This is a genomic window from Niabella ginsenosidivorans, assembly GCF_001654455.1.
GTDB classification, from domain to species: Bacteria; Bacteroidota; Bacteroidia; order Chitinophagales; family Chitinophagaceae; genus Niabella; species Niabella ginsenosidivorans.
Genome location: NZ_CP015772.1, coordinates 285,622 through 300,341 on the forward strand (window position 1 = coordinate 285,622; position 14,720 = coordinate 300,341).

The window sequence follows — 14,720 nt, forward strand, 5'->3', positions numbered from 1 at the left end:
GTATGTTATACAATAGCGGTATCATAGGTATTGCCGGTTCAGGCTTTCCTGTTCAATTTTTATAAACTGGTCCTTGTTTGCCTCACATAAAGAGCAGGTATAAGTATGGGGCAAGGTTGCAAATGCAGTGCCGGCTGGAATGCCGTTTTCAGGATCTCCGGTTGTGGCGTCATAAACAGTAAGGCAATGTGCGCATTGATAAATAGGCTCTTCTGTAAACGCTGATGCAGTAACCGGCGAAGTAACGCTTCCCCGGAAGGGAAGTTCCTGATGCGTGCACTGGTCGTAGAAGGCAGCAAGCGATTTGCGCAGATTCCCGGCCAGCAAAAAACGGGGAAGATTGCTGCGGAAGATATAGCCGGTGCGTTTATTGGGATTGTAATCGTGCGCGCAAAGGATATCATATAAATAAAACAGGGCATAGCCCCTGATGGGTAAAACGGGTTTGCGTTTTACCAGTATGCTGCTGAATATTTCGCTCTTCTTCCTGGTTTTGATGCCGATACAGAGGCCGAATGTACGGGTGTCAGTATTGTTCAGTTCTTTTACCAGGTATTGTTTCAGCCGGGTGGCCTTGCTGTTATTGTCTTCTACCTGAAAATTGAGCTCATTGGCTGCATGACGCATATTGATCGTATGTATATTCAGCAATGCATTCCACAAGTGTTTGTCTTTTTCTTCAATACCTTTCACAATAACCGATTTCCAGGGCGTGGAGCACAGCTGTCCGATCTTTGTTTGCAGGCAGATGCTGCAAAGGTCTTTTAAAAATGCAACAGGAAATAATTCATCCCTGCGGTATACGCCCAGCCAATACCTGTTATTGTGCTTGTGCAACCCTTCATAATAAGGCAGGTTAAACTCTGGTAATACCGCTCTTTGTTCCGCGGGTTTTGTAATATATTGTTTCTCCTGTATTCGCAGGAAGAACGTAGTTCCATCCGCGCCCGGCTGGTCATAAAACAGCGTTTTGTTGTTCAGGATCAGTGCCTCAATTTCCTTTGAAAGACGCGCAATGTCGTTGGTATAAACCATCTTGTCCCATTCGTAAATGGTATTGGTTTTCGGAAACCGGATCAGCAGGTGCCAGAAATGCGGTACGCTGGCGGATGCTACCCAGTTGATATTACCGGTCAGTAACGGAGTAAAGCTCTGGTGGCTGTCGGAAATATTGATCTTGAATCTGGGCGGGTAGTCTATTGCGTTCAGAATGTCTTTATAGGTGCCCTCGCTCAGCCAGGTGTGGGCAATAAAAATGTCTTCGGCGGGGCAGGAGGTTACAATGTTAGGAAAAGCATCATTGTTTATTTCGTAAAATAAATTGCTTTGTTCCAGAAAGGTGGTAAGCGGCTTTATTTTCCGGGTAGGACAGTTGGTTAATAATTGCTGCCGCAATCCAAAGCTTACCTGTTGCACACCTGCGTGCTCCAGGTGCTCCAGTAGTTGATACAGCAGCCCGGGCGATATAATTCCGCCTGCAAAGTTGATTTTTATTTTGCTGTATTTCCTCATACGCTTTGCTTTTCGATAGTTATGGTTTCTTTTGGATAAAGGCCCAGGTTTTTTTCGAGGATGGCTTTTACTTCCGGTTTACAGCTGCCACAGCCCATACCGGCGCCGCTCAGCTGGCAGAGCTGCAGGTGATCGGTACAGCCTTCTTTGATCTTATTAATCAAATTGCCTTCTCCCACATTGTTGCAACTGCATACCAGTTTTCCGATCACGGGTTCCGGGGCCTTGCCGGACCGCAGTAGTTGCAGGCGTTTTTCACTGAGCTCTAGTTTTTTTTCAATAAGGTTACGGTACTCTAAGAATTCAGTTTTGTCGCCGATAAGAATAGCACCTACCAGGCGGTCTTCGTGAATAATGCATTTTTTGTAATAGCGCTGTGCTTTGTCAATAAAGATCACTTCTTCATAGGCAGGATCGTCCGGGCATTCCACCATTCCAAGGGAACAGAGATCGGTGCCATGCATTTTCAGTATGTTCATTGCTAATGTGCCACTGTAATACATGGATATATCTCCATTCAGGTAATGCGCTGCAATTGCTGCCTGCTGCTCGGCTGCTGCTGTAATACCATACATACGGCCTTTGAATTCGGCTATTTCTCCTATGGCAAAAATGCCGGGGTCTGAGGTTTGAAGGTACTCATTCACAATAACGCCCCTTTTGCATTCCAGTCCGCTGGACCTGATGAAATCAATGTTGGGAACGGTGCCGATAGCAAACACAATAGCCGTGCAGCTGATGGTACGGCCGCTTTTTAAACGGATACCGGATACGGAACTGCCGCCAAGTATCCGGTCTGCTTCATCGTTAAAATAAATTTCAATTCCCTTATCGGTCAGCTCTTCATAGAGGAGCTGGCTACCAATGGTATCCAGCTGACGGTCCATCATGCGGGATGACCGGTTCAGGATCGTTACGGCTATGTTGATCTCACGGAGGGAGGCCGCCAGCTCTACCCCTAATAAACCGGCTCCTATAATAACCACTTTTCCTTTAAAGGCTGCAGCGTGCGCCGTGAACAGATCGGCGTCTGTACGGCTGCGCATGGTGAATATGCCTGCCATAGCGGGTATTTCTTTGGGCAGGGCAGGACTGCTGCCGGTAGCCATTATTAAAATGTCATAATTGTGCACCTGCCCCTTGCTATCGGTGATCGTTTTGTTGCTGCGGTCAACGTTCAGAATGCTGACGCCCCGGTGCAGCCGGATATTGTAATCATATTCCTCCTGGCTGGTCATTTTTACCAGGCTGTCCCATTGCAGGGTACCGGAAATATAATCCGGTAGCAATACCCGGTTGTAAAAAGGAAAATTCTCCTTGCTGAAAACTTCAATTTCATCGGTAGTATTCAGCGCGCGGTAGCTTTTTACAAAACCACAGGCTCCTGCGCCGGCGCCTGCCACAAGGATCTTTTGCCGGGGTTTCCGGTAACGGCATATTGCAACAGCAGTGTATTTGAAATCGGGCTCTTTGCTTTGGGGGTCTGTAAGGTTATTGGTAAGATTGTTTGCCCTGACCAGGTCCCTGCCCAGTAGCTTACCCCAGTGCATGGGAAGGAACACCACGCCTTTTTTTATGGTATCTGTGAGCTTTGCCCTCACCCGCACTTCACCCCGTGGGTTGCTGACCGCAACGAGGTCGTCCTCATTAATGCCGAGCGCTGCAGCATCTTCCGGGTGAATCTCTAAGAAAGAAGCACTGATGTGCTGCCGGAGCTTGTTTACCTTACCGGTCTTGCTCATGGTATGCCATTGATCCCGGATGCGGCCGGTGGTTAGTATGAACGGGAAATCCGGTGTTAAAGGCTCTGATTGGTTCACGTCCGGGAAGGAATGTAGCTGTGCCCGTTGTGTAGGGGTAAAGAATTGTTGGTTTTCAAAGAGCCGCTTTGTGCCTTGCTGGTCTTCTTTGTCTGCTGCAGCAAGGTGTTTGGTTGTAAACGGCCACTGTACGCTATTGCGCTGGCGGAGTATATTGTAGTTTAAGCTGCTGATGTCCATCTTTGTTCCGCCGGTAAGAGCAGCATGTTCTTCAAAGATGGCTGCCGGACTTTCATAATCAAAACCCGGGAATCCCATTTTCCGGGCGAAACGGCAAATGATGGTTGCATCCGGTAATGCTTCACCAGGGGCATCATTTATTTTATTAAGCAGGCTGATACGGCGTTCGGCATTGGTCATAGTGCCTTCTTTTTCGGTCCACGCAGCTGCGGGCAATACCACATCCGCGTATTGCAGTGTTTCCGGCTTGTTGCTGATTTCCTGTACCACTACAAATTTTGCCTTTTTTAAGGCTGCTTCTGCCCGGCGCACATCGGGCAGGCTGATCAGCGGGTTGGTGCATAGGATCCAGATAGCTTTCAGACGGCCGTCTTCAAGCGCTTCAAACATTTCTGTTGCCGTAAGCCCCGGCCGCGGGGAAATAGTTCCCGGAGCAATGCCCCAAAAATCTTCTACTTCCCTCCGGTGCTGTTCTTTGGAAAGGTTGCGGTGGGCAGGCAGCAGGTTTGATAGTCCGCCTACTTCCCGGCCGCCCATGGCATTTGGCTGGCCTGTTAAGGACAGTGGCCCGGAACCGGGTTTGCCGATATGACCAGTGATCAGGTTGAGATTGATCAGTGAAAGGTTTTTGTTTACACCGATCACGCTTTGGTTCAGCCCCATGGTCCACATGGTCATAAATCCCTTCGCCTTGTTAATATATCGGGCCGCCTGTAAAATATCTGTTTCGGCTACGCCGCAGATCAGTGCTGCTTCGGCAATGGATCGTTGAAAGACTGTTTCCCTGTAAGCCGCAAAGCCTTCCGTATGTTCCCGGATAAATGTTGTGTCCACCCATCCGTTCTCAATCAGTGCCCGGCCTATAGCATGGTGCAGGGTGATATCGGTTCCGGGGTTGAGCTGGAAATGAATATCGGCAGATGCGACCGTTTGTGTTTTGCGCGGATCGCTTACAATAATCTTTAAAAGCGGATTGCGTTGCCGGGCAGCTTCTACCCGCCGCCACAGGATGGGATGGCACCAGGCAGGATTGGCTCCCGCAACAAAAATAACATCTGCCAGCTCCAGGTCCTCATAGCTTACGGGCACGCTGTCTTCTCCCAGGCTCCTCTTGTAGGCCGCTACTGCGCTGCTCATGCACAGGCGGGAGTTGGTGTCAATGTTGTTACTGCCTATATACCCTTTCATCAGCTTGTTGACCACATAATATTCTTCGGTAAGGCACTGGCCGGAGGCGTAAAAGGCAACCGAGTCCGGGCCATATTTTTCAATCAGTGTTTTAAATACGGCAGCAGTCCGTTCCAGGGCTGTGTCCCATGAAACCCGCCTGCGGGGCTGGTTCCGGTTGTACCGCATTTCGGGATACAGCAGCCGGTCGCTGTAATCATTGGCTGTATAATGCAGGTTCATGCCCTTGCTGCAAAGCATACCTTTGTTTACCGGGTAATCCTTGTTGCCTTCCACCTGAAGACGGCCCAGTTTGTTTTTACGTACGGTAATGCCACAGCCAACGCCGCAATAGCAACATACCGTATTCATTGCAGTATTGTTACCGGAATTATCATCAGGGCTGGAAGTGATCATAAAAAGGAGTGCTTTTAAAATTTAAGAAACAGTAGCGGGCTGCATACGGGTAGCTGTTTTTTCCGTAGCAGCTTCCTGTTTTCCAAACCGGGTGAACAATACAATAAATGAAGTTGCAATAACAGCAAGCCCTATATAGCTAAAAGCCTGCGAATAAGTAATGGCGTTGCTTTTGAACAGGAAGCCAAACAGCATGCCTCCTAAATTGCCTCCGGCCCCTACAATGCCACTGATGAGACCAATATTTTTTATATTGATAAAAGGGGTCATGGCATAGGTGGCGCCGTTCACCATTTTAAGAAATAAGGCAAAGCTGATCATGGCGGTTACGGCCAGTGGCAGTGTGGGCGCTTTGGCAAAGAGCAGCAGGCCAATGCCTTCAAAAAGGAGCATTACCGCAAGAAAAATACCCTTGCCTTTCATGCCCTGCTTTTTACCGATCTTATCCGCAAAGATACCACCCAGCGCTCTTGCAAAAAGATTCATCAGCCCGAACACCCCGGCCCAGAAGCCTGCGGCAGCCTGGGATAGTCTGAACTCCTGTACAAAGTGCAGTGCGGCTACATTGTCAAAGGTGATCTCCATACCAAAACCCATGGCATATGCCAGGGATAATGCCCATATCCGCCAGTCTTTCAACAGGGAATAATCTGTTTTGACAGAAGCGCTTTTTTTCCCTTTAATGGAATCGCCGTAATTGCCTTCCGGTGTATCCTTTGTATAGCGGTAATATAAAAAGGCTGCCAGTATCATTAATAACCCCGGTAGCAGCATGGCATAGCGCCAGGCCTGGTGTTGGGTATAGCCTAAACCAACAATTGCGGCAAATACCAGGGGCATCAGCATATTGGTAATACCGCCACCCAGGTTGCCCCATCCGCCGGCTATGGCGTTGGCAGTACCTTTAATATTGGGAGCAAACATTACAGAGGTGTGGAACTGTGTAATTACAAAAGACGCTCCGATAACGCTTATGGCCAGCCGGAATAACAGGAATGTGGTGTAATCTTTGGACAGGCCCACGCACATTACCGGCAGGGCGCCACAAAGCAACAGCGCCGTATAGGTTTTCCTGGGCCCCCAGGAGTCACAAAGCCGGCCAATGATCAAACGGGCAATAATGGTTCCGGACACGGAGGCAATAACAATATTGCCGATCTGGGATTTGCTCAGGTGAAGGTCTTCTTTTATCGTAGGCATCAGCGGCGCCAGTCCAAACCATCCAAAGAAACAGATAAAAAAAGTAAACCAGGTAATATGAAAGGTGCGCATTTGTGCACCTTTCAAAGAAAAAATATTCAGTTTTGTAAGCGGGGCATTGGAAGAAGTCATAATAATTGAATTATTGGTTTAAAATAGTAAGGCAGGAAAAACGGATATTGGGTTATTGCCGTGGGTAAGCTGGCAAACCCGGGTAATGTTCTTGGTTGCAGGAGGCATTCAGAGCCGTCATTAACTGATTTTCCATTCATAACAGAACAGTATTAAATAATAATGACAGGCAATAATTAAATATAGTATTATATATAATATGAAATATTTTGTAGTATACTATATATTTACAGTATTAAAATATAATTTATATTATAAAAATAATACTTTAATGTATATTTTTTATATTTTAACTTTAAAATATATTATATATTTATTATTATAATATAATAGAAATGATCTTTAATTCTTTTAAGACCACAAACTGATGAAAAAAAATAAAGGAAAGACAGCTGTTACCGAAAGTTTTTTATACCGCACATGCGTGCCGGAATGGTGGCCGGCACTGGACGCCTATTGCAGGATACTGAAGTTTAAAAAAGGAGCGGTCATTTTCAGCACGGGAGAGCAGGTGGCCGGTATTTATTTTGTAATAGACGGAATGGTTAAAGTGCACAAGCGCTGGGAGCAGGGTAAGGAACTCATCATCCGCTTTGCCGGTCCGGATGATATCCTGGGGCACCGGGGCCTTTCCACCCGTTCCACTGTTTATCCTGTAAGCGCAACTGCTGTCACATCCGGAACCTTATGCTTTGCAGATATGGCGTTTTTCCGCAAAACCCTTACTGTAAATCATAACCTGCTTTATACTTTTATGTTGTTTTTTGCGGATGAATTACAGTTGTCTGAGCAGCGGATGCAGGAGCTGGCCCATGTACCTGTAAAAAGGAGGGTAGCAAAAGCGATCCTGGAAATTTATGAAAAAACAGGCTCTGTAACAGAGGCCGGCCCTGCCATAACCATTAGCAGGCAGGACCTGGCGGCTTATGTAGGCGCTACTTATGAAACCGTATACCGGTTTCTGCTGGAGTTTTCAGAGCAGGGCTGGATCAGCGCGGCGGGCAAGAATATTGTATTGCAGCATATACCGGCATTAGAGCTTGCTGCCGCAGGCCGGTAAAATTCTGCATCATAAAAATGAGATTTTTTAATCAGCCCGATCGGTATTATTTTTTTATATAATCAATAATAGTGTGCACAAGGGTGTCGTTTACAGGCAGCTCTGGATTGCTATACGATTGCATGTTTTCTGCTTGCTCCCCTGGTATATTTTTCAATACGTGGTTCATATTGCCAATAATAACCAGGGTGCTTTTGGGTTGCGCAGTTTTTAGTTTTTGAGCATCTGCTACCGTAATCTGCAGATCCTTTGTACCCTGAATAATCAGTACAGGGATCTTTAATTTTTTTATCTCGGTCTGAGGGTCATATTTAAACCAGGAAATTAAATAAGGCTGTATGGATGGTCGGAATAATTGTTGTAAGTTGGGGTTGACATCTTTAACTTCATCCCCCCTTTTTAAACTGTCAATGGTTTTTACGGCAGTCTCATACAGATTTTGTGGTAATTTTTGAAGCTGTGTTTTTAATATAGTATCTGCCGATGTTCCTGCGCCTGCAAGCGAAATGAATTTGTCTGCGTGGCCTGGAGTGGCAATCATGCCAATTAAAGAGCCTTCACTATGTCCGGCAACAACCAGTTTTGAAAAATGGCTGTCCTTTCTTAACAAGTCCATCCACGCTCTTGCATCCGCAATATAATCATCAAATCGCAGGGATGCTTCAGATTTTGCGGCGCCCACACTTTCAGCGACACCTCTTTTATCGTAACGTACAGATGCAATTTTTGCTGCGGCAAGGGCATGCGCCAGTTGAAGCGTACAATTAGTCTTTAAACCCATATTATTATTGCCATTACGATCGGTAGGGCCACTACCGGCAATAAATAACACAACGGGTACAGCACCACCGGAGTGCGGCAGAGTTAAAGTTCCATAAATTTTCCCGGTTGCAGTTTCCAGAACAATGGGGCTTTCTGTATATGAGCTGTCTTGCGCACCGACTGCTGCTCCCAGGCTCATGAACAAAAGAAGGAGTAGATACTTCATAATTGTTTTTATTTTAGAAAGTGGAGTAAATTGGGATAAAGCAACCCGCGGTATATGACTTCTGCTATGATCAATGTTGCTGCAAAAAGCACATAATGTATGGCTTTTCTAACGTGCACTGCTGTTCTGAAACCATTTAACAGTAATACGATGGCACAGACAAAAAACACCAGCATCAGCAGGCTTACAACTGTGGATATCCATATAGTGGTACCGGACAATGACTCTAAATGATTACTTTTAACCGCCTGCAGGATCTTATCCATTGCGGCTTTTATAAAAGGAAGCTGAAGGATCAGGATGCCTAAGGTTAACGGGATGCGGTGGATCATCGTGGCGTTCAGAATGTCGATGATCCTTGTTTTAGGATTGATAGCTTTGCCCAGGCCCGATAGCAGCGCACATACCAATAAGGTGTAAACAACGGCTTCTGTTATTGCCCCAACCAGGGACAGATCCGCCTTGGGCGATACATGATAAATACCATCATTTGTTTGACCCGCCCACCAGAACAATATTATGGAAAGCAGCAGGGTAATGATCCCCGCTACGGCTAAGCTCTTTTCCGAATAGCGCTCAAACGGATTAAAAACAGTTTTCCAGTTTTTAGACATTATGAAGTCATTTTTTTTATTTTCTCAATCATATCATCCATTTTATTGCGCATGGTAGGGTAGCTGGTACCCGCCTGCCTGGCCATTTCTTTTATACTTCCACTGGCCAGGAAAAATTCCATAATAAAACCCTGTTCTTCCTGGCTTAATTTCAGGTAAAGCGGCAATTCATAAAGACCGCTTACTTGTGTAGAGCAGGCTTCGCATTTCAGCTGGCTTACTTTCAGCGGGCTTTTACAACTGGGGCAATGAATGGGTAACTTCATTTAATAAATATAAAATTAATTTAAATAAAATGAAAGTGCGAATTAGTTTTATTAAACTACAGCTGTAAAAAAACCACCCTGATAAGCAGGATGGTTCCTTCATTTTAGTAAATTTTAAATCTGGCAAAGAGGAATCGCTGCCTTAAAGATAATATAGTTTTTAATGGAAAAGAAAAGGGGCTTCTTATTTTATACGGAAATCTCAAGGCCATCATAAGCAAGATTACGGCCGGGGGCCAATGTGGCTTCTACTTCCTGGTGAAAGCCCATCTGGTGGGAGATATGGGTAAAATAAACCTGTGGAATTCCCAGCTCATCGGCAAGCGCAATGGCTTCTTTTAAGGTAAAATGGGAGAGATGGGTTTTATGACGGAGTGCATTCAGTACCAGGATTTTTGAGCCTTTTATTTTTTCTTTGGACGGTTCATCGATCCTGTTGGCATCGGTAATATAAGTAAAATCGCCCAGTCTGAAGCCCAGCACCGGCATCCTCATATGCCATACAGGAACAGGCACTATTTTAAGATCGCCAACTGTAAACGGCTGCTGTTCGTTGATCTGGTGCAGGTTAACAGAGGGTACACCGGATATTTTAAGATCGCTGAAAGCATAATCAAATTCCATTTTTATACGTTCCTGCGAAGCCTGTGTGGCATAAAGTTCCATGGGTTTTTGCTGGAAATAGTTATAGGCGCGTACATCGTCCAGGCCTGCAATATGATCTTTATGTGCATGGGTAATTGCAATAGCATCCAGTTTTTTTACGGCATATGTAAGCATCTGTTGCCGGAAATCGGGCCCTGTGTCAATCACCAGTGTTGTTTGGCCGGATTGTACCAGGAGGCTGGAACGAAGCCGCTTATCTTTCGGATCAGTTGAATGGCAAACGGCACAGTTGCAGGCAATCATCGGAACGCCGGAGCTGGTTCCGGTTCCAAGAAAGGTGATATGTAAGGGTGGATAGGACATGTTGGATGCAAAATAGGAAAAATGCGTTAAGCCTTCCCTGTTTTAGCTTTTGGGGTTTTCGGCATCAGGTGACGCATTTTCCACTACTTCGGCATACAGTTTCTTTGAGCTTTCGTCGAGCTGCGCCGTGTCAATATCCAACTGCGGAATAATTTCAAGCAGTGCATTGATCCGGCCCTCTGTTTGCAGGAATTTATTCAGTACCACTACTTTTTTATTGTCCAGGATACAGTAACCGCTTTGAAACGTGCCACGTTCATAACGCAGGAGATAGCCGCACTGTTCAGGAATTGCTTCCAGCTTGTCTAAACTGTTTTGTGTATACTTGATCATTTTTTATTTGTCAATAACAACAAAGATAACCATCGTTTTCGGTTTCGGGGTTATAGTTCATGGCGAGTAGGGAATAGTGAGTAGGAAGTAGGCGCAGACAATCTCTGATAACTGACGACTGAGAACTCAATGCTTAAATCTCCCATCTCCCATCCCGCTCCTTTTACTAACTTTGAGGGCAACTGAACAAATGGCAACAATCCGCAAAATAATCAATGACCCCGTTTACGGCTTTATAACTATTGATCACCCACTTTTACTGGCAATTATTTCCCATCCGTTTTATCAGCGATTGAGGAATATTCATCAGATGGCTTTTGCCCACCTGGTTTATCCGGGAGCAGTGCATACCCGGCTGCTGCATTCTCTTGGCGCTTATCATTTAATGTGCACAGCGCTCCGGGAGCTGAAGGGGAAAGGAGTGGTGCTTACCGGGGAAGAAGCATTGGGTGCAAAAATAGCCATCCTGTTGCATGATATCGGGCATGGTCCTTTTTCCCATGCATTGGAGCATGAGCTGATCCCGGGAGTGCATCATGAAAAGCTGTCTCTTGCAATTATGCAGGAGCTGAATAAAGAGTTTAACAATCAGTTAGAAACTGCATTAGCTATATTTACAGGCACGCATCCCAAAAAGTTTCTGCATCAGCTGGTGTCCGGCCAGTTAGATGTAGACAGGATGGATTACCTGAACCGTGATAGCTTTTTTACAGGTGTGGCAGAAGGCGTTATTGGTTATGACCGTATTATAAAAATGCTGGCGGTGCACAATGACAACCTGGTTGTAGAGGAAAAAGCTATTTATTCTATTGAAAAGTTCCTGCTGAGCAGGCGGTTGATGTACTGGCAGGTGTACCTGCACAAAACGGTGGTTGCAGCAGAAAAAATGCTGGTCATGATTATCCGGCGGGCAAAGGAGTTGATCGCAAAAGGTGTCCGGATTACAGCAGCTACAGCAGCGCTGGAGCATTTTCTGCATAATGGCGCCGGGCGTACTGCCGCCAGTAAAGGCCGGTTGTTACAGGACTTTTGCAATATGGATGATCATGATATGATGGCTACCATAAAGAACTGGAGCAGGCATACTGATAAAGTTTTATCACAATTGTGTACGGACCTGATAGAAAGAAGGATCATGAACATCCGGTTACAATCACAGCCTTTTGATGAAGCATTTCTTTTACAAAAAAGAAAAGAAATAGCTCAGAAAATGAATGTAAATGAAGAAGAAGCTTCTTATTATGTATTCTGGGGCGAAGCCAGCAACAGGCTGTATAATCCGGAAAATGAAACTATTACGATCCAGTATAAGGATGGGCGGCTGAAAGATATTTCAGAAGTAGACAATGCACTGATCAACGTAAAAACAAGTATGGCAGTTAAAAAATATTACATTTGTTCATTAAGAGTACGCTAAAACCAGTTATTTAGAATATGACATTTACTGCAGCGCAGATTGCGGCCATCATTAACGGCCAGGTGGAAGGAAATGAGAATGCTTCTGTTGACAATTTCGGAAAAATAGAAGAGGCAAAGGAAGGTCAGCTGAGTTTTCTTGCTAACCCAAAATATGAGGAATATCTGTATGAAACAAAAGCCAGTGTCATCATTATCAATGAAGCCCTGGAGCTGAAAAAGCCTGTTGCTGCTACTTTGATCCGCGTAAAAGATGCCTACTCAGCATTTGCCGCGTTGCTGAGCAGGTACCAGGAACTTGTGCAGCAACAGTTAAAAGGCATACAGGAGCCTTCCTATATTGCTAAAACGGCCAGTTATGGCGCTGATGTTTTTATTGGCGCATTTGCTTACCTGGGCGAGCAGGTAACCATTGGCAACAATACAAAGATTTTCCCAGGCGTCTATATCGGCAACAATGTCACCATTGGCAATAATACCGTTATTAACCCGGGTGTAAAGATCCTGCACAATTGCCAGATAGGAAACAATGTAACCATACATGCAGGAACGGTTATTGGTGCGGATGGTTTTGGATTTGCACCACAGGCCGACGGAACGTTTTCAAAAGTGCCCCAGATCGGTAACGTGATCATTGAAGATTATGTAGAGATCGGCGCTAATGCAACCATTGACCGTGCAACCATTGGCTCTACCATCATCCGTTCGGGTGCCAAGCTGGATAACCTGATCCAGATCGCACACAATGTGGAGATCGGCAGCAGCACCGTAGTGGCTGCCCAGGCAGGTATCAGCGGCAGCACCAAGGTGGGTAAAGGTGTCATGATCGGAGGTCAGGTAGGAATAGTAGGGCATCTGCATATTGGGGATGGTGCCAAGATCAATGCGCAAAGCGGTGTCAGTAAAAATATAGAACCTGGAAAAGCCGTTACGGGCTCGCCGGCCTATGACTATACTTCTGCTTTGAGAAGCCAGGCACTTAACCGTAAACTGCCCGACCTGGAAAAGCGTTTAAAGGAGCTGGAGCAGGAACTGGAGCAGTTAAAGAAGCACCTATAACACCTGAGACTCTTCAAATTATTGATGAATTACAATCGTTCATTATTGCTACCCAAGGAATTTATAAATATATTTGCCGCCTTAATTCACAAGCATGGAGAATAGTTTCAACCCTGACAAACAACATACTTTAAAACAGGCAGTAAGCATCAGCGGCACAGGTTTGCATACCGGTGTGCTGGCCGATCTTACGCTGAAGCCCGCGAATGCCGGGTTTGGTATTCAGTTTCAGAGGGTTGACCTTCCTAATAAGCCCATGATCAAGGCCGATTGTGACCTGGTTACTGATACCAGCCGCGGCACTACCCTGGAAGCGAACGGAGCCAAAGTAAGTACGGTGGAGCATTTGCTGGCGGCTCTGGTGGGTATGGGCATCGATAATGTACTACTGGAGATCAACGGGCCGGAAGTGCCTATCATAGATGGAAGTGCCATGCCTTTTATTGAAATTATTGAAGAGGCGGGTATTGAGGAGCAGGATGCTGCCAAATTATGGTATTCCATTGATGAGAATTTATACCTTACCGATGAAGAAAAACGGGTAGAAATGGTCATTATGCCTGCAAGGGAATACCAGATCACCACGCTGATCGATTTTAACTCCCCGGTACTGGGCACGCAGCACGCGGAGCTGAAAACCATGCGGAACTTTAAAGATAAGATCTCCACTTCCCGTACCTTTTGTTTTTTGCACGAACTGGAAATGCTGCTGCAGCATAATCTTATAAAAGGCGGTGATGTAAACAACGCCATTGTGGTGGTAGATCAACCAATTGGTGATGAAGAGCTGGGGCGTTTGAAAAAGATCTTTAACAAAGATGATATTGAAGTGAAAAGCGAAGGTTACCTGAATAACCTGGAACTTCGTTTTCCGAATGAGCCGGCACGTCATAAGTTGCTGGATATTGTGGGCGACCTGGCACTGATCGGGTATCCCGTAAAAGGGCGGGTAATTGCCAACCGGCCGGGGCACAGCACTAATGTGCAGTTTGCGCGGATGATCAAAAAGCATATTAAAGCTAACAAGCATTTAAAGGGTGTTCCCAATTATGATCCGAACGTTCCGCCGGTCTATGACCTGCAGTATATAGAAAAAACGCTGCCGCACCGCTTTCCGTTCTTACTGGTAGATAAGATCATTGAGCTGACCGATGAGCGCATTGTAGGAGTAAAGAATGTAACTTTTAATGAATGGTTCTTCCAGGGGCACTTTCCGCAAAACCCTGTAATGCCCGGTGTTTTACAGATAGAGGCATTGGCGCAATGCGGTGGCATACTGGCCATTAATCTTGCCGGGGAAGGAAAGTATGACACCTATTTCCTGAAAATTGATAACTGCAAGTTCAAGCAGATGGTAAGACCGGGCGACACGATGATCCTGAAAATGGAATTATCAGCACCTATCCGCCGTGGCATCTGCGAAATGCGGGGCACTGTTTATATAGGCAATAAAGTAGCTACAGAGGCAGACCTGGTAGCGCAGATTGTGAAGCAATAGATTTTAAGATTTCAGAACAAGCCTCCACACACACTGACAACTGATCCCGATAACTATCTGGGCTGACAACTGATGACTGACAGCTGATC

General features: G+C 45.8%; 12 protein-coding genes. 4 read left to right on the plus strand and 8 right to left on the minus strand.

Translation table 11 applies throughout. The annotated features are described in order from the left end of the window. Nucleotides 1–21: 21 nt before the first annotated feature. Genes A8C56_RS01255 through A8C56_RS01265 form a run of 3 tightly spaced genes read right to left on the minus strand, consistent with a single transcriptional unit; the run spans nucleotide 22 to nucleotide 6,428 of the window. Nucleotides 22–1,512, minus strand: coding sequence for a rubredoxin (locus tag A8C56_RS01255; protein ID WP_067751005.1), 1,491 nt, complete (start codon nucleotides 1,510–1,512; stop codon nucleotides 22–24). Further along, nucleotides 1,509–5,096 (minus strand): nitrate reductase, encoded by a 3,588-nt coding sequence (locus A8C56_RS01260; RefSeq protein ID WP_084489906.1) that lies wholly within the window; start codon nucleotides 5,094–5,096, stop codon nucleotides 1,509–1,511. Before A8C56_RS01260 ends, A8C56_RS01255 begins: the two co-directional genes overlap by 4 nt. Before the next feature lie 21 nt (nucleotides 5,097–5,117). Further along, entirely contained in the window at nucleotides 5,118–6,428 is a 1,311-nt protein-coding gene (locus A8C56_RS01265) for a NarK family nitrate/nitrite MFS transporter (RefSeq protein WP_067751008.1), read from the minus strand. A gap of 367 nt (nucleotides 6,429–6,795) precedes the next feature. Between A8C56_RS01265 and A8C56_RS01270 the strand changes: the two genes are divergently transcribed. Next, nucleotides 6,796–7,488, plus strand: coding sequence for a Crp/Fnr family transcriptional regulator (locus tag A8C56_RS01270; RefSeq protein ID WP_067751010.1), 693 nt, complete (start codon nucleotides 6,796–6,798; stop codon nucleotides 7,486–7,488). A gap of 46 nt (nucleotides 7,489–7,534) precedes the next feature. Here A8C56_RS01270 and A8C56_RS01275 read toward each other — a convergent pair whose 3' ends face one another. From A8C56_RS01275 to A8C56_RS01295, 5 genes are all read right to left on the minus strand, one after another. Next, the gene (locus A8C56_RS01275) at nucleotides 7,535–8,476 is read right to left on the minus strand and encodes an alpha/beta hydrolase (protein WP_067751012.1); all 942 of its coding nucleotides are present in this window, start codon (nucleotides 8,474–8,476) and stop codon (nucleotides 7,535–7,537) included. An 8-nt stretch (nucleotides 8,477–8,484) separates the two neighbouring features. Further along, entirely contained in the window at nucleotides 8,485–9,090 is a 606-nt protein-coding gene (locus A8C56_RS01280) for a hypothetical protein (RefSeq protein ID WP_067751015.1), read from the minus strand. Further along, nucleotides 9,090–9,356: a DUF2089 family protein gene (locus tag A8C56_RS01285; protein WP_067751018.1), complete on the minus strand. Its 267-nt coding sequence runs from the start codon at nucleotides 9,354–9,356 to the stop codon at nucleotides 9,090–9,092. The genes A8C56_RS01280 and A8C56_RS01285 overlap by 1 nt, the downstream gene beginning before the upstream one ends. A gap of 189 nt (nucleotides 9,357–9,545) precedes the next feature. Further along, nucleotides 9,546–10,325 (minus strand): MBL fold metallo-hydrolase, encoded by a 780-nt coding sequence (locus A8C56_RS01290; RefSeq protein ID WP_067751021.1) that lies wholly within the window; start codon nucleotides 10,323–10,325, stop codon nucleotides 9,546–9,548. 42 nt (nucleotides 10,326–10,367) lie between these two features. Then, nucleotides 10,368–10,658: a hypothetical protein gene (locus tag A8C56_RS01295; protein ID WP_067751023.1), complete on the minus strand. Its 291-nt coding sequence runs from the start codon at nucleotides 10,656–10,658 to the stop codon at nucleotides 10,368–10,370. A 190-nt stretch (nucleotides 10,659–10,848) separates the two neighbouring features. Between A8C56_RS01295 and A8C56_RS01300 the strand changes: the two genes are divergently transcribed. From A8C56_RS01300 to A8C56_RS01310, 3 genes are all read left to right on the plus strand, one after another. Further along, nucleotides 10,849–12,075 (plus strand): HD domain-containing protein, encoded by a 1,227-nt coding sequence (locus A8C56_RS01300; protein WP_084489908.1) that lies wholly within the window; start codon nucleotides 10,849–10,851, stop codon nucleotides 12,073–12,075. A gap of 17 nt (nucleotides 12,076–12,092) precedes the next feature. Beyond that, nucleotides 12,093–13,133 carry a UDP-3-O-(3-hydroxymyristoyl)glucosamine N-acyltransferase gene (gene lpxD, locus A8C56_RS01305; protein WP_067751029.1) on the plus strand — a complete coding sequence of 347 codons (1,041 nt, stop codon included), beginning with the start codon at nucleotides 12,093–12,095 and terminating at the stop codon, nucleotides 13,131–13,133. 94 nt (nucleotides 13,134–13,227) lie between these two features. Continuing rightward, complete coding sequence (locus A8C56_RS01310) at nucleotides 13,228–14,631, plus strand: bifunctional UDP-3-O-[3-hydroxymyristoyl] N-acetylglucosamine deacetylase/3-hydroxyacyl-ACP dehydratase (RefSeq protein ID WP_067751032.1); 1,404 nt, start codon at nucleotides 13,228–13,230, stop codon at nucleotides 14,629–14,631. The last annotated feature ends 89 nt before the right edge of the window (nucleotides 14,632–14,720 follow it).